Below are 24,366 nucleotides of genomic sequence, written 5' to 3' on the forward strand. Positions count from 1 at the left end.
ACCACCGGCGCGGCGAGCACGGACCGGGCGACCGCGACCGATCGCGGCGATCAAACCCACCCGGCCAGTTGCTCGTTACCGACCCACGCTCCTAGGGCCCCCGGCGCTCACTCGAAGTGGTGCTCCCAGACCGTCTCCACCGACGGCTGGCCGTGCAGGTCCGGCACTTCCCGCAGCCAGGCCGGCCGACCGGCCCGGGTGCGCGCCGCCCGTCGTAGCTCCGCCTCGCGCATCTGCTCGGGGGTGGCGAAGCCCTCCGGCAGCCACTGCTCGGAGAGCACCACCCGGGCGGCCAGATGGGTGACGTAGGCGTGCCGGACGGCGTCCACCGAGTCGAAGCCGGGCTCGTCGGCCAGCCACTCGTCCGGGACCAGCGCGAGCACCTCCTCCAGCAGCTCCACGGTGACCAGCGGCCCGAGGTCCTCGTCGGCCAGCCGGACGTCCGGGGCCGAGCCGCCGAGCGCATGGGTGCTGAGGTCGTACCGCTTGCCGACCGAGGCCTCCGCGGTGGCCCAGCGGTGGTGGAAGATCAGCGCGGCGCCGTTGTCGATCAGCCAGAGCCGGTTGTGCCAGGCCACCAGGTTGGGGTTGTGCACGGTGCGGTCGACGTTGCCGGTGAGCGCGTCCAGCCAGACCACCCGCCCGGCCTCGACGGAGTCCACCGGGATCATCCCCGGCCGGTAGTCCCGCGAGCCGGGCAGCAGGTCCATCCCGAGGTTGAGGCCGCCGCTGGCCTTGAGCATGTCCTGGATCTCGGCGTCGGGCTCGTCCGCGGCCACCACCGGGTCGAAGTCCACCAGCCGCAGCTCCGGCACCCGCAGCCCCAGCCGCCGGGCCAGCTCGCCGACGATCACCTCGGCCACCAGCGCCTTGCGACCCTGGGCGGCGCCGGTGAACTTGACCACGTACGTTCCCAGGTCGTCGGTCTCCACCACCCCGGGCACCGAGCCGCCGGCCCGCAGCGGGTCCACGTAGCGCAGCGCAGTCACCAGATCGAGCACACCGGCCACCCTATCCCGCCGCGTCGCGGCCGCGCCCCTGTGATTGTCTTGCCGGGAGAGCGGTACGGACAGCGGTACCCACCACACGAGGAGAGCAAGGTCATGGGACAGGTGCAGGCCACCACCGAGCGGGTCTACGACGCCACCCCCGAGCGGGTGTACGAGGCGCTGGCCGACTACCAGGTGACCCGCCCCAAGCTGCTGCCCGCGCAGTACAGCGAGTACGAGGTCCGGGTCGGCGGCACCGGCGCGGGCACCCAGGTGCACTGGAAGCTGCAGGCCACCGAGAAGCGGGTGCGCGACTGCCTGTTCACCGTCTCGGCGCCCAAGCCCGACCAGCTGGTGGAGAAGGACGCCAACTCCAGCATGGTGATCACCTGGACCGTCGCCGCCGCCGGCGAGGGCCGCACCAAGGTCACCGTGACCGCCACCTGGCAGGGCGCGACCGGCATCGGCGGCTTCTTCGAGCGCACCTTCGCCCCCAAGGGCCTGAACCGGATCCACGACCAGGTGCTGGCCAACCTGGCCGCCGAGGTCCGCTGAGCCCCTCCCGGATTTCGACGGAACCCGAAGGATCGCCGACACGACTCCGATGGTTCCGGTGAATCAGGGAAATCGCCCGGAATTTCGAGCGGTCCGTCCACCCGTGCGAGCCGAAAGCCGTACGGGTGGACGGCCCACCACCTCCGGGTGACGCGAGCCGTTCGGCGTCGGCGAGCCATCCTAGGCTCGCCGCCGTGCATATGACGATCCTTCACATTTCGCAGCCGGTGGACGGCGGAGTCGCCCGCGTCGTCGTCGACCTGGTCCGGGGGCAGCGCGAGGCCGGGCACCGGGTGCTGGTCGCCTGCCCGTCCGGCGGGCGACTCGCCGAGGAAGCGGCCGCGGTGGGCGCGCTGGTCCAGGACTGGCCCGCCGAGCGCTCGCCCGGCCCGTCCACCGCCGCCGAGGCCTGGCGGCTGCGCCGGATCGTCCGGGCCGCCGCGCCCGACGTGGTGCACCTGCACAGCGCCAAGGCCGGGCTGGCCGGCCGGCTGGCCGTGCGCGGCGCGGTGCCGACCGTCTTCCAGCCGCACGCCTGGTCCTTCGCCGCCGTGGACGGCCCGCTGGCCGCCGCGACCCTGCGCTGGGAGCGCTTCGCGACCCGCTGGGCGCACCGGCTGCTGTGCGTCAGCGTCCAGGAGCGGGTTGACGGCGTGGCGGCCGGGGTGCACGCCGACTGGGCGGTGGTGCCCAACGGCGTGGACGTGCGCCACTACGCACCCGCCGACCGCCGGGCCGCCCGGATCGCGCTCGGCCTGGACCTGGACGCCCCGCTCGCGGTCTGCGTCGGGCGGCTGTGCCGGCAGAAGGGCCAGGACGTGCTGCTGGCCGCCTGGCCCGAGGTGCTGCGCCGGGTGCCGCGGGCCCGGCTGGCGCTGGTCGGCGGCGGGCCGGACGAGCAGCGGACCGCGGAGCTGGTGCGGCGGTCGGTCGAGCCGTCCCGGGTCAGGCTGGTCGGGGACGTGCCGGATCCGCGCCCGTGGCTGGCGGCGGCCGACCTGGTGGTGCAGCCCTCGCGCTGGGAGGGTATGGCGCTGGCCCCGCTGGAGGCGATGGCGGCCGCCCGTCCGGTGCTGCTGACCGATGTGCCGGGGGCGCGTGAGTGCCTGCCGCAGACGGCGCGCGCGCAGGCGGTGGTGCCGCCGGAGGACGTGACCGTGCTCGCCACCCGAATGGCGGAAGCGCTGTCCGATCCGATCGAGTGCGAGCGACGCGGTGCCCGTCTGCGCGACCACGTGGTCGCCCGCCATGACGTCCGGACCGTGGTCGAACAGGTGGACGTCCTCTACCGCCATCTGCTGGGTGCCGGTCCGGCCGCCGGGCGGCGCCGGGCCCGTGTCCCAGAGCGGATCTGATCGTTTCACATGCCGTGAATGCCCGCCGAATCAGGCGCTGCCATATTCGCACCCCAACCGGATAAGGGGAGGGGCGTTAAATCCGAAATACCTATTAATGGGCGGCTGGAATGAAACGGCAAGTCAACCTCCAGCCCCCATGGTCGGGTTCGGTATTGTCGGATTTTGCCTGCTTCGTTTCGATTTCATCCCGGACATTCGCGCCAGAGCCCATCGCAACCGCGTCCTGTGCGACCGGCCGTTCCGTGATCGGCCCCAACGCGGGAGGACCGAAAGCCGCCAGCGGTAGCAGGTGCTGTCAGGACCGCGCCCGCCGGGCCGGGACGGCCGCCCGACGCCCACCGGTGCCGGGGCGCCGTCACCCCGGGCACACAGCAGGGGAGTTCGTGCGCTGATGACCATTGACCACGACAGTGTGCCGCGATCCGGTGGGCCCCTGGCCGGCCCGCGCCGGCCCGCCACCGGGCTGCTCGACCGGCCGGCCGGATCGGCGCACACCCGGGCGGTGCCGCCGCCCCGCCGGCACCCCAGGGCGGTCCGCTCCCGGCTCGCCCTGCCGCTCGCGCTGGTCCAGGTCGACGCGATCGCGCTGTGCACCGCCACCGGCATCGCCAACCGGGCCGTCGACCCGGCCGTGCCGCTCGCCCCGCTGGTCGGCGTCCCCGCCGTCCTGCCGCTGCTCCTGCTGCTCAACCTGGCCGGCGGCCTGTACCGTGCCCGGCTCACCCTGTCCGTCCTGGACGAGCTGCCCGCGCTGGCCGTCCGGGCCGTGGTCGCCACCGCCTTCGCGGTCACCCTGGCCGGCTGCCTGGACGGCCGCTGGCCCGACTGCGGCCCGGCCACCCCGGCCCGTCTCACCGTCCTGCTCGGCGCCCAGCTGCTGATCGCCGCCGTCGGCCGGGCCGTCCTCTACCACCTGGTCCGGCGGATCCGCCGCGCTCGCCCCAGTTCCGCCCTGGTGCTCGGCGCCGGCCGGCTCGGCCACAAGGTCGCCACCGCCCTGAGCGAGCACGGCGAGTACGGGATGCGCCCGGTCGGCTTCCTGGACGCCGACCCGCCGCTGCTGGTCGGCGACACCGACCTGCCCGTCCTCGGCGGCCGCGAGGTGCTGGAGCGCGAGGTCCGCCGGCACCGGGTCCAGCACGTGATCGCCACCGCCGGAGCCGCCGACGAGGCCGAGACCGCCGCCGCCCTGCGCGACGCCGTCCGGCTCGGCTGCCAGGTCTGGCTGGTGCCCGCGCTGCGCGAGTACGGCTCGCTGCCGACCGCCCCGATCTCCGGCGGCGACCACCTGTGGGGCTTCCCCTGCCTGCGGGTCGGCCGCCCGGCCATGGGCCGCCCCGGCTGGGCCGCCAAGCGTGCCCTGGACGTCACCGCCGCCGGTTTCGGCCTGCTGCTACTCGCCCCCGTCCTGGTGCTCTGCGCCCTCGCCGTCCGCTTCGACACGGGCCCCGGCGTGCTCTTCCGCCAGCAGCGCACCGGGCTGGACGGCCGGGTCTTCACCGTCCTCAAGTTCCGCACCCTGCGCCCCAGCAGCGAGCACGAGGCGGCGACCCGCTGGAACATCTCCCAGGACCACCGGATGGGTGCCGTCGGCCGCCTGCTGCGCAAGAGCTCCCTGGACGAGCTGCCGCAGCTGTGGAACGTCCTGCGCGGCGACATGAGCCTGATCGGCCCGCGCCCCGAACGCCCCTACTTCGTCATGCGGTTCAGCCAGGCCTACCCCGAGTACGCCGACCGGCACCGCGTCCCGGTCGGACTCACCGGCCTCGCCCAGGTGAACGGCCTGCGCGGGGACACCTCGATCGAGGACCGGGCCCGCTTCGACAACCGCTACATCGAGAGCTGGAGCTTCTGGCAGGACGTCAAGATCCTGTGCCGTACCGCGGCCCTGATGCTCCACCCGGACGGGAGCTGACCCGCGTGGCCCTGACCTTCCCGGCCCTTCCGCGTCCGACCTTACGGCGGGCCCTGCCCGCGCTCGCGGACCGGCCCAGCCTGCCGGCCGCGGCCACCGTCCTGCTGGTCTGCGTGCCCACCGGCGAGAAGGACGTCACCGCCGCCGTCCACGTCACCGCCGCCGACCTCGCCTCGCTCGCCCTGGTCACCCTCACCGCGCTGAACCTGCTGCGTGGCAAGCTGCCCGTGCTCAGCCGCGCCACCTGCATGCTGTTCGGCGGGATCGTGGTCGCCGCCGCCGTCGCCACCATCGGCTCGATCGACCCGGCCACCAGTGTCACCGGCTTCGTCCGGCTCACCCAGGTCTTCGTCCTGGTCCCCGCCGGGGTGCTCTGCGCGCTGCGCGACCGCACCGACCAGCGCCTGGTCCTCGGCTCCTTCGTGCTCGCCGCGCTGATCCAGGGCGTGGTCGGCGCCCATCAGTACCTCACCCGCACCGGCGCCTCCTACACCGGCCAGCCGATCCGGGCCGTCGGCACCTTCGGCGCGCTGGACATCATGGCGATGTCCACCGTGGTGAGCTACGGGCTGCTCGCCGCCCTCGCCCTGGCGCTCGGCGAGCGCGGTCCCGGCGGAAACGTCCGGCTGCGGCGGGCGATGTTCGCCGCCGCCGCCTTCCTCACCTTCCCGCTCGCCGTCTCCTTCAGCCGTGGCAGCTGGATCGCCACCGCCGTCGCCGCCACCGTCCTGCTGCTGCGCGTCGACGCCCGACTGCTGGTGCGCGGCGCCGTCCTCGGCCTCGCAGCCGCAGTCGTCCTGGTCGGTGGCCTCGGCCTCGGCGCCTCCGGCGTCACCGAACGCCTCAGCTCGATCGGCTCCGTCTCCGCCGCCCCCGACCAGTCCGTCTCCGACCGCTACGACCTGTGGGCCACCGCCGGGCGGATCTGGCAGGACCACCCCGTGCACGGCGCCGGACCGAAGGCCTTCCCGAAGCTGCGCGACAGTCACGCCCCGCTGCGGCTGTCCTCCGGCAGCGACGCCGCCGACTCCACCATCGGCTTCCAGCGCGAGCCGCTGCTCTCCCCGCACAACATGTACTTCCTGGTGCTCAGCGAGCAGGGCCTGATCGGCATCACCGCCTACGCCGCGCTCTTCCTCGGCCTGCTGCTCGGCTGCCTGCGGCACCGCCGCGGCCCGGCGCTGGCCGCGCTCGCCCTGCTCACCTGGGTGCTGGTCGACTTCCTGTACGCCGACATCGGCGGCACCACCACCGTGCTGACCTCCGTCGTCCTCGGCCTCGCCGCCCGCGCCGCCGTCCAGGGGGTGGACCTCGAGCCGAAGGGGCACGCCGGTGCCGAAAGCGACGAGCGACAAGCGAGCGCAGCGAGGGCCGGAGCGAGGAACGTCGGCAGCGGGTCCGAGTGCCCCGGAGGCGAGCGGGCGATGTCACTGTGACCACCGACCGGCCGGCCGTGCTCGCCTCCACCCTCCCGGCCCCACGCAGCGCCCCCTTCCCGCCTCCGCCCCCCGGGCGCGCCCCGGCGCCCCGGCGCGGCTTCCTCGCCAAGGCCTTCGGCATCACCGCCGTGCTCAGCGCGGCCGGCTCCGGCCTCGGACTGCTGCGCGACCTCCTGCTGGCCCGCTACTTCGGCGCCAACCAGGGCACCGATGCCTTCCTGGTCGCCTGGACCGTCCCCGAGACGGCCGCGCCGCTGCTGATCGAGGACGCCATGTCCTTCCTCATGGTGCCCGCCTTCGCCCTCGCCCTGGTGCTGCGCGAGGAGGACCCGGACGCCCCCGACCCGGTCCGCCAGCTGGTCCGTGCCACCCTGCCGTGGCTGCCGCTCGCCCTCAGCGGCCTCGCCCTGGCCGCCGCGCTCGGCGCCCCCCAGCTGGTCGAACTGCTCGCCCCCGGCCTGCGCGACCCGGGCCTGGCCGTCGACTGCACCCGGATCACCGCGATCACCGTGCTGCCGTTCGGACTGGTCGGCTACCTGGCCGCCGCGCTGCGCGCCCACCACTGCTTCACCGCCCCGGCCGGCATCTACGTCGCCTACAACCTCGGCATCCTGGCCCTGCTGCAAGGCTTCCACGGCCACCTCGGCGTCCGCTCCGCCGCCTTCGGTGTCGCGCTCGGCAGCCTGCTGATGGCCGGCCTGCTGACCGGCCCGTTCCTGCGCCGACTGCGCCGGGGCCAGGCCGTCACCGGCCTGGGCCGGCGCTCCCGCCGCAGCCTGGTGCCGATGCCGCTGGCCCTGCTGCCGGTGGCGGCCTTCACCCTGACCCGGCAGGCCCAGGTCTTCGTCGAGCGCTACCTCGGCTCGGCCCTGCCGCCCGGCACCATCTCGCACCTCAACTACGCCGCCAAGGTCTCCCAACTCGCCATGACGGCGGGCATCCTGATCTGCACCGTCACCTTCCCGCTGGTCGCCCGGGCGCTCGCGGCCGGGGACCTCACCGCCGCCCGCGACCGGGTCGAGAAGGACCTCGGCCAGGCCGCGGCGGTGGTCCTGCTCGGCACCGCCTTCCTGATGGCCTGCGCCCCCTCGGTGGTCTCGCTGCTGTTCGAGCGCGGCGCCTTCGGCCCCGGCGACACCGCCGCCACCGCCGACGTCATCCGGGTGTACAGCTTCGGGCTTCCCGCCCAGGCGCTGACCGGCGTGATGATCCGCCCGTACTTCTCGCTGCGCCCGGTGGTCCGCCGGGCCGACGACCCGCGTACCGAGGACGGCGGCCGCCGACTGCTGGACTGGTACCCGGCCGCCGCGATGGTGCTCGGCCTCGGCGTCACCGTCGCGGTCGGCCTGCTCGCCACGAGCCGCTTCGGCGCCCTCGGCCTCGCCGCCGGGAACGCCGCCGGGATCACCACCACCGCGGTGCTGCTGCTGCGCGGCCTGGTGCTGCGCGGCATCCCGCTGCGGCTGCCCCGAGTGCTCGGCGGCCACGCACGGCTGGTCGCCGCCGCCGCCGGGGCCACCGTGCTCGGCACCGCCGTGGCGGACCTGGCCGACGATCCGCTGCTCTCGACCCTCCTCGGGGGCCTCACCGTGGCGCTGGCCTTCGCCGTCCTCGGCACCGGCCTCGGTGCCCGCGAGGTGCGCGGCCCGGTCCTGGCCGCCGCCCGGGCCCTGAACCCCCCGACCGGGCCTCTGAACCGGCAAACCGGGCCTCTGGACCCGCCAACCGTCGCCGATGAAGGGAAGCTTCCCCATGGACAATGAACGGGGAACCGTCCGTTCGGCCCAGGCGGGCGTCACCAACGCCCCGCCCGACCGGGCGCGACCGCCCAGGAGCCGCCGTCCGGTCGGCGAACCGACCGCCCCCGGCTCCTCCTCGCCGTGGATCCTGATGTACCACTCGGTGGCGGTCGAGGAAGCGGACCCCTACCAACTCACCGTCAGCCCCGAGCGGTTCGCCGAGCAGATCGCCTGGCTGCACCGGCACGGGCGGCGCGGGGTCTCGGTCCGCGAGCTGATGCGGGCCCGGGCCCAGGGCCGGGGCGACGGACTGGTCGGCCTGACCTTCGACGACGGCTACGCCGACTTCGCCCGCTACGCCGTACCGATTCTGCAGGCGTACGGCTTCACCGCCACCGCGTACGTGGTCGCCGACCTGCTCGGGCAGGACAACGGCTGGGACACCGAGGGCCCGCGCAAGGAGCTGCTCACCGTCGAGGAGGTCACTGAACTCGCCGCCGCCGGCTGGGAGATCGGCTCGCACGGCCTCGGTCACCAGGCGCTGCCCGGCCTGCCCGCCGACGTCCTCGCGATGCAGACCCGGGAGAGTCGGCGCCTGCTGGAGGAGGTGGTCGACGGCCCCGTCACCGGATTCTGCTACCCGTACGGCGCCGTCGACCTGCCCGCCGTCCTGGCCGTGCGCGACGCCGGGTACGACTACGCCTGCGCCATCGCCCACTCCCCGCTCACCGGCCGCTTCGCCCTGCCGCGCTGCTACGTCGGCGACCGCGACGGCGCCTGGCGGCTGCGTGCCAAGAAGGGCCGGCACCAGCTGCGCGACGCCGTCGCCGAGCTGCGGAGTGTTCGCAAGGGGCGTCGGACGTGAAGGTCCTGCACATCGTCACCGGGCTCGCCTCCGGCGGTGCCGAGCGCCAACTTCACCTGCTGCTGAGGCACTTGCCGCCGCACCAGCGGTGTGAGGTGCTCGCCCTGACCAACCCCGGCGCGGTCGCCGACGCGCTGCGCGCCGACGGCGTGACCGTCCACCACCTCGGCATGCGCGGCAACCGGGACCTCGGCGCGCTGCCCCGGCTGGTCCGGCTGGTCCGGGCCGGCCGCTACGACGTGGTGCACACCCACCTCTACCGGGCGCAGCTGTACGGCCGGCTGGCCGCGCGGCTGGCCGGGGTGCGCGCGGTGGTCTCCACCGAGCACTCGCTGCACGCCGGGGTGATCGAGGGCCGGCCGGTCACCTGGGGCGTCAAGGGCCTCTACCTGGCGGCCGAGCGGCTCGGCTGCACCACCGTCGCGGTCTCCCGCCAGGTCGCCCAGACCCTGCGCTCCTGGGGCGTCCCGCCGGGCCGGATCGAGCTGATCCCCAACGGCATCGACACCGCCGGCTACCGCCGCCCGCCCGCCGAGCGGACCGCCGCCCGCCGTCGGGTGCGGGCCGAACTCGGCCTGCCGGAGGGCGGCTGGGTGGTCGGCGCGGTCGGCCGGCTGGTCCCCGGCAAGCGCTTCGAGGTGCTGTTGGAGGCGCTGGTCGAGCTCGACCCGGCCACTCGGCTGGTGCTGGTCGGCGAGGGATCCGAGCGCGCCGCGCTGGAGCGGCGGGCCGCCGAACTCGGTGTCCGGGAGCGGCTGGTGCTCACCGGCGAGCGCGACGACGTGCCCGACCTGCTGGCCGCGATGGACGTGCTGGTCGCCCCCTCCACAGCGGAGACCTTCGGCCTCGGCGTTCTGGAGGGCCTCGCGGCCGGGCTGCCGGTGCGGCACAGTGCCTGCCCGGCGCTGGACGAACTGCCGCCCAGCGCCGCCCCGCAGGCCCGCCGCATCCCCTCCGAGCCGGCCGCGTACGCCGCCGCGCTGCGCGACCTGCGGCAGCTGAGCGGCCACACCGCCGACCCGCTGCCGCACCCGCCGGCCGTCGGCCACTACGACATCGCCCGGGTCGCCGCCGACCTGGGCGCCCTCTACGACCGGCTGGCCCGCGTTTGACCGCCCGCCGCCGGTACCGCCGTCCCATACCCAAGGAGCCACACCCATGACCACACCGCGCCGAAGCGCCCGTCACCTGATCCGCCGCTGGTGGCCGGTGGCGCTCGCGGTGCCGCTGGGCGCCGCGGCCGGCGCCGGGTACGCCGTCCTCTCGCACCCCTCGTACTCCGCCACCGCCTACGTCCTCGTGGTGCCGCAGAACCCGGGGGAGGCCGCGACCGCGACCAACTTCGCCCAGGCCTACGGGCGGTTGGCGGGCCAGCCGCAGGTGCTCGCCGTCGCGGCCGCCGAGACCGGCCACACCCGGGGCGAGCTGGAGTCCCTGGTGTCGGGGACGACCTCCCCGGACGCGCCGATGATCGAGATCACCGGCACCGGGAAGCGCGCCCAGGAGGCCGCCCGGACCGCCGACGCGGTGGCCGGTTCGCTGGTCTCCTTCGCCAACACCAGCAGCAAGGACACCGACGTCCGGCTGGTGACGCTGGCCCCGGCCGCCGAGCCGGACAAGCCGACCTCGCCCTCCGGCAAGCTGGACGTCGCGGTCGGCGCCGCGGCCGGGGTGCTGCTCGGGTCACTGGTGATGATGACCCGCCGCCGCGGCGGGGCCGCCGCCGAGCCCGAGGCCGTCGAGAGCGTCGAGAGGGTCGAGACCGCCGTGGCTCCGCAGGCCCCGCAGGCCGCCGAGCCGGCCGAGGCCCCGGCCACCCCCCGCCCGCGCAGCGGGGAGCAGGACGCCGAGGCCGAGCCCCGGCCCCGGTCGAAGCGCGAGTCGAAGGCCGCGCCGAAGAGCGGCGCTGAAGCCGTGGCCGAGCCCGAGTCGAAGGCCGCGCCCGAGGCCGCCGCCAAGCCCTCGGCCAAGGAGAAGGCCGCCGCCGGGAGCAAGCGATGAGCACCGAGGCCCGCGCCGCCGGCCTGCCGGCCCAGTCGGCGGCGCCGGCCTGGACCACCGAGCTGCGCCGCGAGGACGACGCCCTGGACACCCTCGCCGAGGAGTGGGACGACCTGGCGGCCCGCTGCCGGACCGCCACCTTCTTCCAGGCCGCCGCCTGGCAGCGTTCCTGGTGGCGTCACTACGGTTGTTCCGGCGCGCTGCTGGTGGTGCTGGTCCGTCGGGACGGCCGGCTGGTCGGCGCGGGCGCCTTCATGCGGCGCCCCGGCCCGTTCGGCGGCCTGACCGGCCTGGGCGCCGGGCTGGTCGACTACGGCGACATCCTGCTCGACGACGAGTGCGCCGACCGGGCCGCCGCCGAGTTCGCCGCCGCCCTCCCGCTCACCCGGCCCTGGCACTGGCTGGAGCTGCGCGAGGTCCACCCCGAGGCGGCGGTGCATCGGGTGTACGAGCACTGGCGCGGGTTCCGCCGGCGCTACCGGGACTCGCTCTGCCAGTACCTCCCGGCCGTCCCGATGGAGCGGCTGCTCAAGCGGGTGCCCGGCAAGACCGCCCAGCGCAGCCGGGTGAAGATGCGCAAGATCGCCGAGGCCGGGGTGCAGGTGCGCTCCACGCCGGCGGCCGAGGTGCCCGCCGCGCTGGAGGGGCTGCTGCGGCTGCACTTCCTGCAGTGGCAGGACCGCGGTGTCACCCCCGAGCACCGGACCGAGCGCTTCGCCCGGCACCTGACCGAGTCCACCACCGGGCTGGTCGCCACCGGTCGGGCGGCCGTCCACCAGTTCCACCTGGACGGCGAACTGGTCGCGGTGAACCTGCTGCTGCTCTGCCCCTCGTTCGGTGGGCTGTACCTGTACGGCGCCCATCCGGCGCTTCGCGAGCGGCTGGACATCGCCGGGCTGCTGTTCAACGCCGCGCTGGACGAGACGGTCGGCGCGGGCATCCCGCTGCTCGGCCTGATGCGCGGCCAGGAGCCGTACAAGCAGCGCTGGCGGCCGGACCAACTCCACAACCGTCGGCTGCTGTTGGGGCCGGCCGGGGCGGCCCCGGCGGCCGCCGCCCGGGCCGGGGCGGTGCACGCCCGGCACTCGGCGGCGCACCTGCTGCGCACCCGCTTCCCCAAGCTGCGGGAGGCCCTGCTGGCCCGCCGCCGCGGCTGAGCGCCCACACCGACCGCCGCTCACCGCCGCGAGGGCGTCCCGGCCGAGGACGGGCTCGCCGCCGCACCCGGCACTGCGGGGGCGCCCGGCGCGGTGGGCGGGGTCGGCCGCGCCGGCGGGACCGGTACGACCGGGGCGTTCGGCGCCACCGGCACGATCGGGACGGGGGGCGCCGGCGGCACCACCGCCGGCGCCCCCCGCGAACCGGACATCAGCTGCTTGAACGCGGCGGTCGAGCGCGGATTGCTCTTGCACTGAAAGAAGCCGTGCGGGCAGTAGTCGGTGACGGTCTGGTAGACGGTGTCGTGGGTGCGCATCCACTCGACCATCCGCCGGACGAACTCGGGGTTGTCGCCGTTGCGGAACAGCCCCCACTCCGGGTACGAGACCGGCTTTCCGTGCTTGGCGGCGAACTCCACCTGGTCCTGCAGGCCGTACGGCTCACGGACGTAGTCGTCGAAGGTGCTCCCGGCCGGCTGGTCGTAGCTGTCCATGCCGATGATGTCGACCACGTCGTCGCCGGGGTAGCACTTGGTCCACGGGATCGCGTCCAGGCCCCGGGTCGGGTTGAAGTCGAAGCGGAACCGCTGCCCGGGCACCGAGCGCATCACCCCGACGATCCGCCGCCAGTACGCCTTCCACGCGGCGGGGTCGGGCTTGCAGCGGTGGGTGTAGGTGATGCCGTTCATCTCCCAGCCGAGGGTGATGACGGTGTCCGAGCCGCCGAGCGCGACCAGCCGGCGGGCGAGCCGGAGGAAGTGGCCGTCGAAGTCCCCGCGGCTGCCCTGGGCGAGCAGCTTGGCGACCTCGCCGTCCGGCACGTTCGCCTCGTTGGGCACCAGCATCGGCACGCCGAGCACCAGCATCCGGGACGGGTCGGCCAGTCGCCACTGCGACCACATGCCGAGCACGATCGGCTCGCCCTCGATGTCGGTCCAGCCGTTGCCCGCCAGATAGGTGTGGCCGACCTGCATGTTGGCGTCGCCGAGCCAGCGCGCGTACCTGCCGATCTGCGGGATGTAGTCGTCCCAGGAGCCGACGAAGGCGCCGAACGGCGGTTCGTGCCTCGGCCGCTGGACCGGGGGGCGGGGGGCGGCGCCGCGCGGCTCGAGGGCGTCCGAGGAGAGGGCGTGCCGGTCGGCCCGGTCGACCGGCGTCCCGGCCGGGACGCCGGCCGTGGCCATCAGCAGCAGAGCGGCGGCGGCCAGCGTCAGACGGCCGATTCGCATGGTCTCTCCTCCGGGCGTCGCGGGCGGGGCGGACGGTGACGACCGGGGACGGACCGTGGCGTCACGCCCGCCGACAGTAGGGCCGCCGGGGCGAAGAAAAGCCGAATGTCACCCTAAAGTGGGCGATATTCGAACGCCGTCTGCCGCAACACCCGACCGGAGGCGTCCGTGTATCAGCTCTGTAACGTTCCGACCGGGCCCGCGCGGCCTACCGCCGAGCGCCCGGCCACCCGGCCGAGGGCCCGACGACGCAGGTGGGCGGGCGGGCGTACGGGACGGGTGCGCGCGGCGGGCAGTGCGGCCGACACCGTGCGCGAGCGGCGAATCCGGGCTGACTCGCCCGCCCGGTGAAAGGTACGCTCCGGCAGTGTCCTGGAAGCCGCCGCGCGTACTCACCCCCCGGTCGATCCTGCCTGCCCTGGCGGTGATGCTGGTCCTTGCGGCCGGTGCGGCGGCACACGCGAACAAGCCGGTGCCGTTCGGCGACCGGGTGGCGGGGCCGGGCGACGCCGAGGCGACCCCGGTGAACTCGCAGTCGGTCAACTCGGCCGACCTGGACCTCAAGGTGGTCGGCCCCGCACTGGAGGCCTACCACAAGACGACCGGCGACCGGGCCTGGTCGTACCGCCGCGAGGGCGCCGAGGCGCTCTACGTGGCGATGGCCGGCGACAACGCGATCGTGGTCTGGGACGACGGCCTGGTCACCTCGGTGCGCCCGGGCGACCACGAGGTGCGCTGGCACCGCGCGGTGCCGGGCCTCGCGGACTACCTGCGCGCCGACGGCGAGCCCGGCGCCGACAAGCGCACCGAGGCCCAGCGCAAGCAGGCCGCCGTGCAGCGGGCGGCCGCCGCGCTGCACACCGTCCAGCGGAACGGCTCGCCCTGGCTGGCCGTGGTGACGCCGAACCTGACCATGGGCCTGCGCGACGCCGACGGCGACCTGCGCTACAACGACCGGCCCTCCAACGGCTGCCTCTACGACCCGCTGCGCACCGTCCACACGGACTACGCGGTACTCATCCCGCGCAGCTGCACCAACAGCAGCGGGCTGGCCGTCTCCGGCGGCATCACCGGCTACCGGCTGGACAGCAACGGCTGGGCGATGAGCACCGGCCCGGCGGCGGCCATCAAGGTGCTGGACAGCAGCCGGGTGGAGATCACCGACGGCCCGATCGTCCCGGCCAGGGTGTTCGACACCAAGGCGGCCGCGCCCGAGACGGCCTGCGGCGCCCTGGACGCCCCGTTCGCCGCGGTCCGCCCGCAGGGCGGCTGCGCCGACCCGTCGGCGAGCCCGACCGCGGACGCCCCTGCCGTCGCGGCCACCCCGGCGGCCCCGGCGGCCCCGGCGACCGACCAGCCGACGGCCCCGGCAGCCTCCGCGACCGACCAGCCGGCTGCGGCGCAGCAGTAGCCGAGGCGCTTCGGGTACCCCAGGGCGGTAACCCCCTGGGGTGTTCGGCGCGGCCCGGTAGACTGGCCGCCATGGCTATCTTCTCCGGGCAATAGCGGGCGGCGGCGCCCCTTCCACCGCGCCGACCGCCGATGAAGCCCCCCTTCCCGCTGCCCGGGCCCGGACCCGGCCGCCCGCCCACGTCCCAGGAGTAGTTCCCAGCCATGATTTCCGCCAACGCCCTTGAGCTGCGCGCCGGTGCCCGGGTCCTGATCGAGTCCGCGAACTTCAAGGTCGCCGCCGGCGACCGGATCGGCCTGGTCGGTCGCAACGGTGCCGGGAAGACCACACTCACCAAGGTGCTGGCCGGCGAGGGCCTGCCGGCCGCCGGTACCGTCACCCGTTCGGGCGAGGTCGGCTACCTCCCCCAGGACCCGCGCACCGGCGACCTGGACGTCCTCGCCAAGGACCGCATCCTCTCCGCCCGCGGCCTCGACACCGTGCTGAAGAAGATGCGCGAGAACGAGGACCGGATGGCCAACGGCAAGGGCGCCACCCGGGACAACGCGATGAAGAAGTACGCCCGGCTGGAGACCGAGTTCCTCACCAAGGGCGGGTACGCCGCCGAGGCCGAGGCCGCCACCATCGCCGCCGCGCTGGGCCTGCCGGACCGCATCCTCGGCCAGCCGCTGCACACCCTCTCCGGTGGTCAGCGCCGCCGCGTCGAGCTGGCCCGGATCCTGTTCTCGGACTCCGACGTGCTGCTGCTCGACGAGCCCACCAACCACCTGGACGCCGACTCGATCGTCTGGCTGCGGGACTTCCTGAAGACCTACAAGGGCGGCTTCATCGTCATCTCGCACGACGTCGACCTGGTCGAGACGGTCGTCAACAAGGTCTTCTACCTGGACGCCAACCGGTCCGCCATCGACGTCTACAACATGGGCTGGAAGCAGTACCAGCAGCAGCGCGAGGACGACGAGAAGCGCCGCAAGCGCGAGCGCGCCAACGCGGAGAAGAAGGCCGCGACGCTGAACGCGCAGGCCGACAAGATGCGCGCCAAGGCGACCAAGACGGTGGCCGCGCAGAACATGGCCCGCCGTGCCGAGAAGCTGCTCTCCGGGCTGGAGCAGGTGCGCCAGAGCGACAAGGTCGCCAAGCTGCGCTTCCCGGACCCGGCCCCCTGCGGCAAGACCCCGCTCACCGCGGCCGACCTGTCCAAGTCCTACGGCTCGCTGGAGATCTTCACCGGCGTGGACCTGGCGATCGACCGCGGTTCCCGGGTCGTCGTGCTCGGCCTCAACGGCGCCGGCAAGACCACCCTGCTGCGGATGCTGGCCGGGGTGGAGAAGCCGGACACCGGCGAGGTGATCCCGGGCCACGGCCTGAAGATCGGCTACTACGCGCAGGAGCACGAGACGCTCGACCCGGACCGCACCGTCCTGGAGAACATGCGCTCGTCCGCGCCGGACACCGACCTGGTGCAGATCCGCAAGATCCTCGGCTCGTTCCTGTTCTCCGGCGACGACGTCGACAAGCCGGCCGGGGTGCTCTCCGGTGGTGAGAAGACCCGTCTGGCGCTGGCCGCCCTGGTGGTCTCCTCCGCCAACGTGCTGCTGCTGGACGAGCCCACCAACAACCTCGACCCGGCCAGCCGCGAGGAGATCCTGAGTGCGCTGCGCGAGTTCAGCGGCGCGGTCGTGCTGGTCACCCACGACGAGGGCGCGGTCGACGCGCTCCAGCCGGAGCGGATCATCCTGCTGCCGGACGGGGTGGAGGACCTCTGGAGTCCGGCCTACGCCGATCTCGTCAACCTGGCCTGACCGGAAGTAGACGCCGCATCCGCTTTTCGGACCAGAAAATCTAGTCCTCTCGGCGTGTCCGGGAATGAAGTAGACCCGGATTCCGTTTAAGGACTTCCCGTCGGCCCGCCACTCGATCGTGGTCGGGCCGACACTGCTGATCAGCCCTTTCGCGGCGAACGGCGGCACCCACTCGGGGGCGTGCACTCTGCGTGAGCGCCCTGATGCGCTCGGATCACCACCGCAGGACCACGCATTTGCGACATCGACCTTGTCGAATGGGTGGCCAGGACGCGGTGGATGGGTGATCATGGGAATCTGACCGAGCAACGCTACGAGGAGGCACGGGTGGCCGAGACTCTGAAAAAGGGCAGCCGGGTGACCGGTGCCGCGCGTGAGAAGCTCGCGGCCGATCTCAAGAAGAAGTACGACTCCGGGGCGAGCATTCGCGCTCTCGCGGAGGAGACCGGTCGTTCGTACGGCTTCGTGCACCGGATGCTGAGCGAGTCCGGAGTGATCCTCCGGGGTCGCGGTGGTGCCACGCGGGGCAAGAGCAAGGCGACTGCTGGGGCCGGTTCCTGACGGTCCATCAGCTCATGGCTGGATGACGCGGCGGCACGGCGCCGACCGAGGAGACGACGGCTGACCGCAGCCGGGCGTCCGCCCTCGGGTCGAGTGGGCCGGCCGCCGATCGTCATGTCCGGATCCGGAGCCCTCCCGCCCGTTCCGATCTTTCCGGGCCGGGACCCTGCCCGTCCGCGCCCAGGTTTGTTACTCTCCGGTAGCCAAGTCCCTCGCCACCGGAGGTCCCCGCATGACCGCCCCCGCCACCGAACCGCAGGCCCCGAGCTGGGAGCGGGACGGCGTCCGCCTGGAGATCGACGGCGAACTCGCCGTCGTCACCCTCTGTCAGCCCAAGCGGCGCAACGCCCAGTCGCCCGCGCTCTGGCGCGCCCTCGCCGCTGCCGGGCGCGAACTGCCCGGCAGTGTCCGGGTGGTACTGCTGCGTGCGGAGGGCGTCTCCTTCTCCGCCGGGCTGGACCGGGCCATGTTCACCGCCGAGGGCATCCCCGGCGAGCCCACCTTCCTCCAGCTCGCGGGCTCCACCGACAAGGAGCTGGACGACACCATCGCCTCGTACCAGGAGGCCTTCACCTGGTGGCGCCGCGCCGACCTGGTCTCCATCGCCGTCGTCCAGGGCCACGCCGTCGGCGCGGGCTTCCAGCTGGCCCTCGGCTGCGACCTGCGGGTGGTCGCCGAGGACGTGCAGTTCGCGATGAAGGAGACCTCGCTCGGCCTCGTCCCCGACCTCGCCGGGACCAAGCCGCTGGTCGAACTCGTCGGCTACGCCCGGGCGCTGGAGATCTGCGCGACCGGCCGCTGGGTCGGAGCGGAGGAGGCCGCCGCGATCGGGCTGGCCAACCTGGCCGTCCCCGGTGCCGAGCTGGACGCCACCGCCCGCGACCTCGCCGCCGCCCTGCTGGCCACGCCGCGCGGTGCCGTGATCGAGACCAAGGCGCTGCTGCAGGGGGCCGCCGGGCGCTCCTTCGAGGAGCAGCGGTCAGCCGAACGGGTGGCGCAGGCGCGGCGGCTGCGGGAGCTGGCCGGGATCGGCGACTGAGTCCGTAGGCCGTTCGCGCGAAGGCCCGCCCCCGGGGAACACCGGGGGCGGGCCTTCGGCGTTCCCCGGGCGGCTTCCGCGATGCTGCCGGACTGCTCCTGGAGGCGCTCCCGGCGGGCGGGGAACGTGGCGAAATGCCAGAGTTGTGGAGGTCTGCGCTATAGCTGGAGCCGTACGACGGGAGATGCGCCCCCATGCCTGACACTCCGACGCCCGCGACCCTGCACAAGACCCCCGGCAACGCCCCCACCCCCGGCCCGCCCGGTGCCAAGCCGGGCCCGGGCCCCGGCCCCGGCACGGGCGGCGGCGGGGACGGCGGCCGTCCGGTCGGCGAGCGCGGCCGGACGTCGCTGGCCGTCGGGGTGGTCGAGAAGATCGCCGGGATGGCCGCCCGGGAGGCCCCCGGCATCCACGCCCTGGGCTCCGGGCTGGCCCGCACCTTCGGCGCGATGCGGGACCGGGTGCCCGGCGGCAAGTCCAGCATCGGACGCGGGATCAAGGCCGAGGTCGGCGAGAAGCAGACCGCTATCGACATCGCCCTGGTGGTCGAGTACGGCGTGGTGATCCCCGAACTGGCCCGCCAGGTGCGGGAGAACATCATCGTCGCGGTGGAGCGGATGACCGGCCTGGAGGTCGTCGAGGTCAACATCGCGGTCAACGACGTCCACCTCCCGGACGAACCGGAGTTCGAGGAGGAAGAGGAGCCGGTGACGACGCCGGGGCAGCGGCCCAAGCTCAAATAGCACCCGGCCGCGGGGTCGGCCGGGGGTGTTCGGCGGAGGACGAGTTCAGCGGAGGACGAGGGAGTAGCGGATGAACCTGGCCATGGTCGGCTTGGTAGTGGGCATGGCCCTCGGCTTCGCCGGGTACTTCGGCGGGTTCGCGGCGTTCCTGCTGGTGGCGGCGCTCGGGCTGGTCGGCTTCGTGGCCGGGCGGTTGCTGGAGGGCGACATCGAGCTGGGCGACCTCGGGGACCTGCTCCGCGGTCGCGACCGGCGGCGTTGATGCGGGCCCCCGGGGCCGCTGCGGCCGTCCCGGCCCGGCGGGGGCGGCTGCGGGTCGCGGACCGCGTCTACGCCCGGATCGCCGACCAGGCCGTGCGGGAGGTGCTCGCGGAGGTCTGGGCCGGGCGCTCGGTGAAGGGTGCGCCGCCCCACGTGTCGGTGGCGGTGCCGGGCAGCACGGTGAGGGTTCGGGTGGCGGTCGAGCTGCCGTTTCCGGCGGACCTCGCGGGGCTGGCCCGGGGACTGCGGGAGCGGGTGGGGGCACAGGTGGCCGGGCTGACCGGGACCAGGGTGTCCGAAGTGGTCGTCGTGGTGGAGAAGTTGGTCACCGGGGGAGCGTGGTGACCGGCTCTGAGACCGGCGAGCCCTCGGAGGCCGTGGCGCCCGGCGAGCCGGCGGAGCCCGGGGAACCTTCACAGGCCGTGGCCTCCTCGCGTGCCGGGGAGAAGGTGCCCCGGCTGCGGGCGACCCGGGCCGGGGCGGCGGCGCTGGTCGCCACGGGGGTGCTGGTGGTGGCGGGGGCGCTGCTGTACGACGTGATCGCGGTGCGGGCCGGGCAGCCGGCCAAGCGGTGGCGGGCGCGGATCGCGGACGAGCTGGCGACGCGCCACCTGGACGACCTGTGGGTGCTGGTGGGGGCCGGGGTCGCGACCCTGCTGGGCGGGTGGCTGCTGTGGCTGGCCGTCGCGCCCGGGCTGCGGCGGTGGCTGGTGCTGCGGCCGTACGGGGGGACGAGCGCGGCCATCGACAAGGGCGGGATCGGGCACCTGCTGGCCGACCGGGCTGCGGGGCTGCACGGCATCGACCACCTGCGGATCCGGGTGGGGCGACGGAGGATCCGGGTGGCGGTGAGCGGGCCGACCGATCCGGCGGCGGTGCAGCGGCAACTGCGGGAGGAGCTGGGGCGGGTGGGGTTGGCGCAGCCGTTGCGGCTGGACGTTCGGACCCTGGGGGGTCGGGTGGCCGGCGGGGCCGCTGACGGGGCGCCGGGTGGGGGCGCCGGTGGGGTGGGGGAGGGGGCGGCGGGGTGACTCGCACGGTCGTCAACCGGGTGCTGTTGGGGGCGGTGGGGGTCGTGCTGCTGGGGGTCGGGGTGCTGGTGCTGGCGGGCGGGCTGGACCTGTACCGGCGGTTGGGCGTCGATCCGCCGAGCCGGTGGCCGCTCACCTCGCCGGACCAGCCGGTGGTCAGCACGCGTTCGCGGGCGCGGTGGGTCGGGTCCTCCTGGTGGTGGCCGACGGTGATCGGGGGGCTGTCGGTGCTGGTGGCGGGGATGGCGTGGTGGCTGGTGGCGCAGCTGCGGCGGACCGGGCTGGCCAGCATCGCGGTGTCGACGCCGGGGGTGGGCGGGCTGCGGCTGCGGGTGAGCGCGCGGGCGCTGGAGGAGGCGGTGGAGAACGGGACGGTGGTGCTGCCGGAGGTCGAGCGGGTGGGGGTGCGGCTGGTGCGGGCGCCGCGGCATCCGCGGCTGCGCGGGGCCGTACGGCTGACGCCGGGTGGGGATCCGGTGGGGCTGGTGGAGCACTTCGAGGACGGGCCCCGGGCGGACGCCCTGGGGAGCCTGGGGCTGGCGGAGCTGCCGGCGGACCTGCGGATCCGGGTGTCGCAGGAGGCCCCCGTCGAGCGTCGGCACTGGTGGGGTGGGCGTCGGCGTCGGCGGGGGCATCCGCGGGTGGTGTAGGCGGGTGGTGTGGGCGCGGGTGTGGGCGGGGTGTTCTAGAGGGAGCGGAGTGCGCCGCCGTCGACGGGGACCATGATGCCGGTCAGGTAGGAGGCGGCGGGGGAGAGCAGGAAGGCGGCGACCTTGCCGAACTCCTCGGGGGTGCCGTAGCGGCCGAGCGGGATGCCGGCGCTGTGCTGGGTACGGGCGGCGGCCGGGTCGGGGGCGAGGGAGTCGAGCTCGCGGACCCGGTCGGTGTCGATCCGGGCGGGGAGCAGGCCGAGCACCCGGATGCCGCGGGGGCCGAGTTCGTCGGCGAGGGCCTTGGCGGCCATGGCCAGGCCGGGGCGCAGGCCGTTGGAGATGCCCAGGCCGGGGATCGGCTGGCGGACCGAGCTGGAGAGCACGAAGCCGATCACGCCGCCGTCGTGGAGGGCGGCGGCGGTGGTGCGGGCGATCCGGAGGGCGCCGAGGAAGACGGATTCGAAGGCGTCGCGCCAGGCGGACTCGGGGGTGGTCTCGACCGGACCGGCCTGGGGGCCGCCAACGCTGATCAGGACGCCGTCGAGACGGCCGAAGCGGTCCTGGGCCTCGGCGATCAGACGCTCGGCGGTGTCGGGGGCGGCATTGTCGGCGACCAGGCCGTGGGCGGTGCCGAGGGTGTTCAGTTCGGTGACGGCGGTGTCGACGGCCTGCTGGGTGCGGCCGCTGATGAGGACGCGGGCGCCGTCGGCGGCGAGTTCGCGGGCGGCGGCGAGGCCGAGGCCTCGGGTGGCGCCGGTGACGATGTAGGCCTTGTCCTTGAGTCCTAGATCCATGGGGACATCTTGCCCGGTGGGGGCGTTCGTGTGGGGGGTGGCTTTCGGGAGGGTGGGTGGCCGGGGGCGGCTCCGGGGGTGGCCGCTCCGGGGCCGGGTAGTTGCGGGTGATGGCTGGCGTTGACGTCAGGGGCAAGGATTACGGTCGTTGCGGCTGTACGGAAGGAGTGGTTCGGCGTGCGGATCGGGGAGTTGGCGGAGCGGGCGGGGACGACCACGCGGGCGTTGCGGTACTACGAGCAGTTGGGGTTGTTGCCGGCTCGGCGAGCGGGCAACGGGTACCGGGCGTACGACGAGGGGGATCTGCGGCTGTTGCGGGAGATCCGGATGCTGCAGGACTTCGGGTTCGGGTTGGAGGAGACCCGGCCGTTCGTGGAGTGTCTGCGGGCGGGGCACCCGGAGGGCGACTCGTGTCCGGCTTCGCTGGAGGTGTACCGGCGGAAGCTGGCCGAGTTGGACGACTGCATCGCGCGGTTGCGGGAGGTCCGGCAGCAGGTGGCCGGGCAGTTCGAGCGGGCGGTGCGGGCGCGGGACGAGCTCGCGGTTTCCGAGCAGCCGCCACTGTGTGAACTGACGAAGGAGTAGGCGATGGTGGAGATCGCGGGTGTGCCAGCAGTGACGGACGAGACGTTCGCTGCGGAGGTGCTGGCGGCGGAGGGACCGGTGCTGGTGGACTTCACGGCGGACTGGTGCCCGCCGTGCCGGATGATGGCGCCGGTGCTGGCGGACGTCGCGCGGGAGGAGGCGCACCGGCTGCGGGTGGTGAGTCTCGACGTGGACAGGAATCCCCGTACGCAGGCGGAATACGGGGTGCTGTCGATGCCGACGCTGATGGTGTTCCGGGACGGGCAGCCGGTGCGGTCGGTGGTGGGGGCGCGGGCGAAGGCGCGGTTGTTGCGGGAGCTGGAGGACGTGCTCTAGGCCGGGAGGGCGTCGAGGGGGACCTCGGGTTCGGCCGCCTGCTTGGCGCGGTCCTTGGCTTCGCGGCGGATGAGGATCCAGACGCCGACCGGGATCATCGCGGTGAACAGCCACCACTGGATGGCGTAGGCCATGTGCGGGCCGATGTCGGAGTGGTCGGGCTCGGGGATCAGCTCGGGCTGGTCGGCCGGGGCCGGGGTGGTGCCGGTGAGTTCGAGGTAGCCGCCGAGCAGGGTGGTGCCGGTCTCCTTGGACTGCTGCTCGGTGTTGATCAGGTTGAACTGGCGGGCGGGCAGGCCGGCCCGGTCCTTGACGAAACCGCCGCTGCTGCCGGCGGTCTCGTCGGAGCGCAGGCGGCCGGTGAGGGTGACCTCGCCGGTGGGGGCGGCCGGGACGGGCGGGTACTCGGTGGCGCCGTCGCCGGAGGCGACCCAGCCGCGGTTGACCAGGACGGTGCCCTTGCCGTCGGAGAGCTTCAGCGGGGTGACGACGAAGTAGCCGATGGTCCCGTTGGAGTCGGTCCGCTTGCGGACCACGAACTCGTGCGCCGGGTCGTACTGCCCGGTGGCCGTCACCGCGCGCCAGGTGAGGTCCGTGGGCACCGCGGCGCCGGGGGTCGGCGACAGGGTGTCGAAGGGCTCGGGCGAGGCGGTGAGGGCCTTGCCGATCAGCTCGTTCCGGGCCACCCGCGCCTCGTGGCGGTGCAGCTGCCAGAAGCCCAGCTTGATCGTCGCGGGGATCAGCAGCAGCGCGATCAGCATGGTGATCAGCCACTGCCGGGTCAGCAGAAAACGGTACACATGGGAACCGTACGCCGACCTCACAACGGGCTCACGCACCGGGGTGCGGGGCGACCTCGCGCAGCAGCTGGAGGTAGGCGTCCTCGGTGACCACCGGGGTGCCGACCTCGCGGGCCTTGCGGGCCTTGCCGCTCCAGCTGCTCGGCTCGTTGGTGACCAGCAGGCTGGTGAGCCGGCTCACCGAGGTGGCGATGTGCAGGCCGGCCTCGACGGTGCGGTCCTCCAGTACCTCGCGGTCGGTGGCGGTGTCGCCGGTGAAGGCCACCCGCATGCCCTGGACCAGGGGCTTGCCGTCCTCCCAGCGCCCCGGGTTGGGGTACGGGCAGGGCGGGCGCTTCTTGGCCTGGCGGTACTGGGAGCCGGTCCAGTTGGCGCGACCGGGGGTGGCGGGCTCGTCCTCGCCGAGGTCGGTGACCGCGACGCAGGTCTGCAGCGGCAGTGCGAGACCGGAGCTGCGGGCCAGGTGCAGGCTGGGGCGGAAGGCCTCGGCGAGCACCCGGGCGTCGTCCAGGGCGTTGTGGGCGTGGCGCTGCTGGACGCCGAAGTGGGCGGCGAGCGAGGAGAGCTTGCCGTTGGGCAGGGGCAGGCGCAGGTCGCGGGAGAGGACCATGGTGCACAGCCGCTGCTCGACCGGGGCGCGGCGGCCGGCCCGGGAGAACTCGCGGGAGATCATGTTCCAGTCGAAGAGCGCGTTGTGGGCGACCAGGACCCGGTTCTCCAGGCGGGTGGCGAACTCGTCGGCGATCTCGGGGAAGATCGGGGCACCGGAGAGCAGCTCGGCGGTGAGGCCGTGGATCCACACCGGGCCCGGGTCCCGCTCGGGGTTGACCAGGGTGTACCAGTGGTCGGTGACCTCGCCGTCCGGGTCCAGCTGGTAGACGCCCGCCGAGATGACGCGGTCGGAGCGGCCGAGACCGGTGGTCTCGACGTCGACGACCGCGAAGCCCTCGGCGGGGGCGGCGGAGCGCTGGGCGGGGACCGGGGCGGTCCGCGGCGCGCCGTACGTCTCGGGCTGGATCGGTTGCATGGTCCAACAGGATAAGGGGCGCGGTGGTCGGGGCCGGTCGGAATGTTGTGACCGGGGAGCCGGAATAGAGTGGTCG

General features: G+C 74.2%; 25 protein-coding genes. 20 read left to right on the forward strand and 5 right to left on the reverse strand.

Annotation, left to right across the window (positions count from 1 at the left end):
- Positions 1 to 107 precede the first annotated feature (107 nt).
- On the reverse strand, positions 108 to 1,001 hold the full coding sequence (locus tag ACGF12_RS27300; RefSeq protein ID WP_393035309.1) for a HipA family kinase: 894 nt from the start codon (positions 999 to 1,001) through the stop codon (positions 108 to 110).
- A gap of 102 nt (positions 1,002 to 1,103) precedes the next feature.
- On the opposite strand from ACGF12_RS27300, the gene ACGF12_RS27305 reads away from it, so the two are divergent.
- From ACGF12_RS27305 to ACGF12_RS27345, 9 genes are all read left to right on the forward strand, one after another.
- Positions 1,104 to 1,544 carry an SRPBCC family protein gene (locus ACGF12_RS27305; RefSeq protein ID WP_393035311.1) on the forward strand — a complete coding sequence of 147 codons (441 nt, stop codon included), beginning with the start codon at positions 1,104 to 1,106 and terminating at the stop codon, positions 1,542 to 1,544.
- A 200-nt stretch (positions 1,545 to 1,744) separates the two neighbouring features.
- Entirely contained in the window at positions 1,745 to 2,899 is a 1,155-nt protein-coding gene (locus ACGF12_RS27310) for a glycosyltransferase (protein WP_393035314.1), read from the forward strand.
- Between the two features lie 394 nt (positions 2,900 to 3,293).
- Positions 3,294 to 4,817: a sugar transferase gene (locus tag ACGF12_RS27315; RefSeq protein WP_393035317.1), complete on the forward strand. Its 1,524-nt coding sequence runs from the start codon at positions 3,294 to 3,296 to the stop codon at positions 4,815 to 4,817.
- Positions 4,818 to 4,822: 5 nt separating this feature from the next.
- Positions 4,823 to 6,253, forward strand: coding sequence for an O-antigen ligase family protein (locus ACGF12_RS27320; RefSeq protein ID WP_393035320.1), 1,431 nt, complete (start codon positions 4,823 to 4,825; stop codon positions 6,251 to 6,253).
- The gene (locus tag ACGF12_RS27325; RefSeq protein WP_393035323.1) at positions 6,250 to 8,019 is read left to right on the forward strand and encodes a lipid II flippase MurJ; all 1,770 of its coding nucleotides are present in this window, start codon (positions 6,250 to 6,252) and stop codon (positions 8,017 to 8,019) included. The genes ACGF12_RS27320 and ACGF12_RS27325 overlap by 4 nt, the downstream gene beginning before the upstream one ends.
- Positions 8,009 to 8,860, forward strand: coding sequence for a polysaccharide deacetylase family protein (locus tag ACGF12_RS27330; RefSeq protein WP_393035326.1), 852 nt, complete (start codon positions 8,009 to 8,011; stop codon positions 8,858 to 8,860). The genes ACGF12_RS27325 and ACGF12_RS27330 overlap by 11 nt, the downstream gene beginning before the upstream one ends.
- The gene (locus ACGF12_RS27335; RefSeq protein ID WP_393035329.1) at positions 8,857 to 9,972 is read left to right on the forward strand and encodes a glycosyltransferase; all 1,116 of its coding nucleotides are present in this window, start codon (positions 8,857 to 8,859) and stop codon (positions 9,970 to 9,972) included. Before ACGF12_RS27330 ends, ACGF12_RS27335 begins: the two co-directional genes overlap by 4 nt.
- Positions 9,973 to 10,018: 46 nt before the next feature.
- The gene (locus ACGF12_RS27340; RefSeq protein WP_393035332.1) at positions 10,019 to 10,861 is read left to right on the forward strand and encodes a Wzz/FepE/Etk N-terminal domain-containing protein; all 843 of its coding nucleotides are present in this window, start codon (positions 10,019 to 10,021) and stop codon (positions 10,859 to 10,861) included.
- Entirely contained in the window at positions 10,858 to 12,018 is a 1,161-nt protein-coding gene (locus ACGF12_RS27345; RefSeq protein ID WP_393035335.1) for a GNAT family N-acetyltransferase, read from the forward strand. The genes ACGF12_RS27340 and ACGF12_RS27345 overlap by 4 nt, the downstream gene beginning before the upstream one ends.
- A gap of 20 nt (positions 12,019 to 12,038) precedes the next feature.
- Here ACGF12_RS27345 and ACGF12_RS27350 read toward each other — a convergent pair whose 3' ends face one another.
- On the reverse strand, positions 12,039 to 13,247 hold the full coding sequence (locus ACGF12_RS27350; RefSeq protein ID WP_393035338.1) for a glycoside hydrolase family 26 protein: 1,209 nt from the start codon (positions 13,245 to 13,247) through the stop codon (positions 12,039 to 12,041).
- A gap of 367 nt (positions 13,248 to 13,614) precedes the next feature.
- Here ACGF12_RS27350 and ACGF12_RS27355 point away from each other — a divergent pair, with 367 nt between their 5' ends.
- The 9 genes from ACGF12_RS27355 to ACGF12_RS27395 all read left to right on the forward strand — a co-directional run bounded on the left by ACGF12_RS27355 (position 13,615) and on the right by ACGF12_RS27395 (position 20,745).
- On the forward strand, positions 13,615 to 14,658 hold the full coding sequence (locus tag ACGF12_RS27355) for a hypothetical protein (protein ID WP_393035341.1): 1,044 nt from the start codon (positions 13,615 to 13,617) through the stop codon (positions 14,656 to 14,658).
- Between the two features lie 203 nt (positions 14,659 to 14,861).
- Positions 14,862 to 16,460 (forward strand): ribosomal protection-like ABC-F family protein, encoded by a 1,599-nt coding sequence (gene abc-f, locus ACGF12_RS27360; protein WP_393035344.1) that lies wholly within the window; start codon positions 14,862 to 14,864, stop codon positions 16,458 to 16,460.
- 327 nt (positions 16,461 to 16,787) lie between these two features.
- Entirely contained in the window at positions 16,788 to 17,021 is a 234-nt protein-coding gene (locus ACGF12_RS27365) for a helix-turn-helix domain-containing protein (protein ID WP_188300454.1), read from the forward strand.
- A gap of 232 nt (positions 17,022 to 17,253) precedes the next feature.
- Positions 17,254 to 18,060 (forward strand): enoyl-CoA hydratase/isomerase family protein, encoded by an 807-nt coding sequence (locus tag ACGF12_RS27370; protein WP_393035347.1) that lies wholly within the window; start codon positions 17,254 to 17,256, stop codon positions 18,058 to 18,060.
- 194 nt (positions 18,061 to 18,254) lie between these two features.
- Positions 18,255 to 18,803, forward strand: a complete 549-nt coding sequence (locus ACGF12_RS27375; protein WP_393035350.1) for an Asp23/Gls24 family envelope stress response protein — start codon at positions 18,255 to 18,257, stop codon at positions 18,801 to 18,803.
- Positions 18,804 to 18,873: 70 nt separating this feature from the next.
- Complete coding sequence (locus ACGF12_RS27380) at positions 18,874 to 19,065, forward strand: hypothetical protein (RefSeq protein WP_387618127.1); 192 nt, start codon at positions 18,874 to 18,876, stop codon at positions 19,063 to 19,065.
- Positions 19,065 to 19,409, forward strand: coding sequence for a hypothetical protein (locus ACGF12_RS27385; RefSeq protein ID WP_393035353.1), 345 nt, complete (start codon positions 19,065 to 19,067; stop codon positions 19,407 to 19,409). The genes ACGF12_RS27380 and ACGF12_RS27385 overlap by 1 nt, the downstream gene beginning before the upstream one ends.
- Entirely contained in the window at positions 19,406 to 20,095 is a 690-nt protein-coding gene (locus tag ACGF12_RS27390; protein ID WP_393035356.1) for a DUF6286 domain-containing protein, read from the forward strand. Before ACGF12_RS27385 ends, ACGF12_RS27390 begins: the two co-directional genes overlap by 4 nt.
- Positions 20,092 to 20,745: an alkaline shock response membrane anchor protein AmaP gene (locus ACGF12_RS27395; protein ID WP_393035359.1), complete on the forward strand. Its 654-nt coding sequence runs from the start codon at positions 20,092 to 20,094 to the stop codon at positions 20,743 to 20,745. The genes ACGF12_RS27390 and ACGF12_RS27395 overlap by 4 nt, the downstream gene beginning before the upstream one ends.
- A gap of 35 nt (positions 20,746 to 20,780) precedes the next feature.
- On the opposite strand, the gene ACGF12_RS27400 is transcribed toward ACGF12_RS27395, so the two are convergent.
- Positions 20,781 to 21,542 carry an SDR family oxidoreductase gene (locus ACGF12_RS27400; RefSeq protein ID WP_393035362.1) on the reverse strand — a complete coding sequence of 254 codons (762 nt, stop codon included), beginning with the start codon at positions 21,540 to 21,542 and terminating at the stop codon, positions 20,781 to 20,783.
- 177 nt (positions 21,543 to 21,719) lie between these two features.
- Here ACGF12_RS27400 and ACGF12_RS27405 point away from each other — a divergent pair, with 177 nt between their 5' ends.
- Together ACGF12_RS27405 and trxA are read left to right on the forward strand one after the other, a co-directional pair.
- The gene (locus ACGF12_RS27405; RefSeq protein WP_393035365.1) at positions 21,720 to 22,127 is read left to right on the forward strand and encodes a MerR family transcriptional regulator; all 408 of its coding nucleotides are present in this window, start codon (positions 21,720 to 21,722) and stop codon (positions 22,125 to 22,127) included.
- A gap of 3 nt (positions 22,128 to 22,130) precedes the next feature.
- Positions 22,131 to 22,463, forward strand: coding sequence for a thioredoxin (gene trxA / locus ACGF12_RS27410; RefSeq protein WP_393035368.1), 333 nt, complete (start codon positions 22,131 to 22,133; stop codon positions 22,461 to 22,463).
- Here the strand turns inward: trxA and ACGF12_RS27415 are convergent.
- Both ACGF12_RS27415 and ACGF12_RS27420 read right to left on the reverse strand, forming a co-directional pair.
- Positions 22,460 to 23,263 carry an SURF1 family protein gene (locus ACGF12_RS27415; RefSeq protein WP_387627463.1) on the reverse strand — a complete coding sequence of 268 codons (804 nt, stop codon included), beginning with the start codon at positions 23,261 to 23,263 and terminating at the stop codon, positions 22,460 to 22,462. The genes trxA and ACGF12_RS27415 overlap by 4 nt on opposite strands.
- 31 nt (positions 23,264 to 23,294) lie before the next feature.
- Positions 23,295 to 24,290, reverse strand: a complete 996-nt coding sequence (locus tag ACGF12_RS27420; protein ID WP_393035372.1) for a DEDDh family exonuclease — start codon at positions 24,288 to 24,290, stop codon at positions 23,295 to 23,297.
- Positions 24,291 to 24,366: the final 76 nt, after the last annotated feature.

The sequence above is a fragment of the Kitasatospora sp. NPDC048296 genome (genome assembly GCF_043201815.1).
In the GTDB taxonomy this organism is placed as follows: domain Bacteria; phylum Actinomycetota; class Actinomycetes; order Streptomycetales; family Streptomycetaceae; genus Kitasatospora.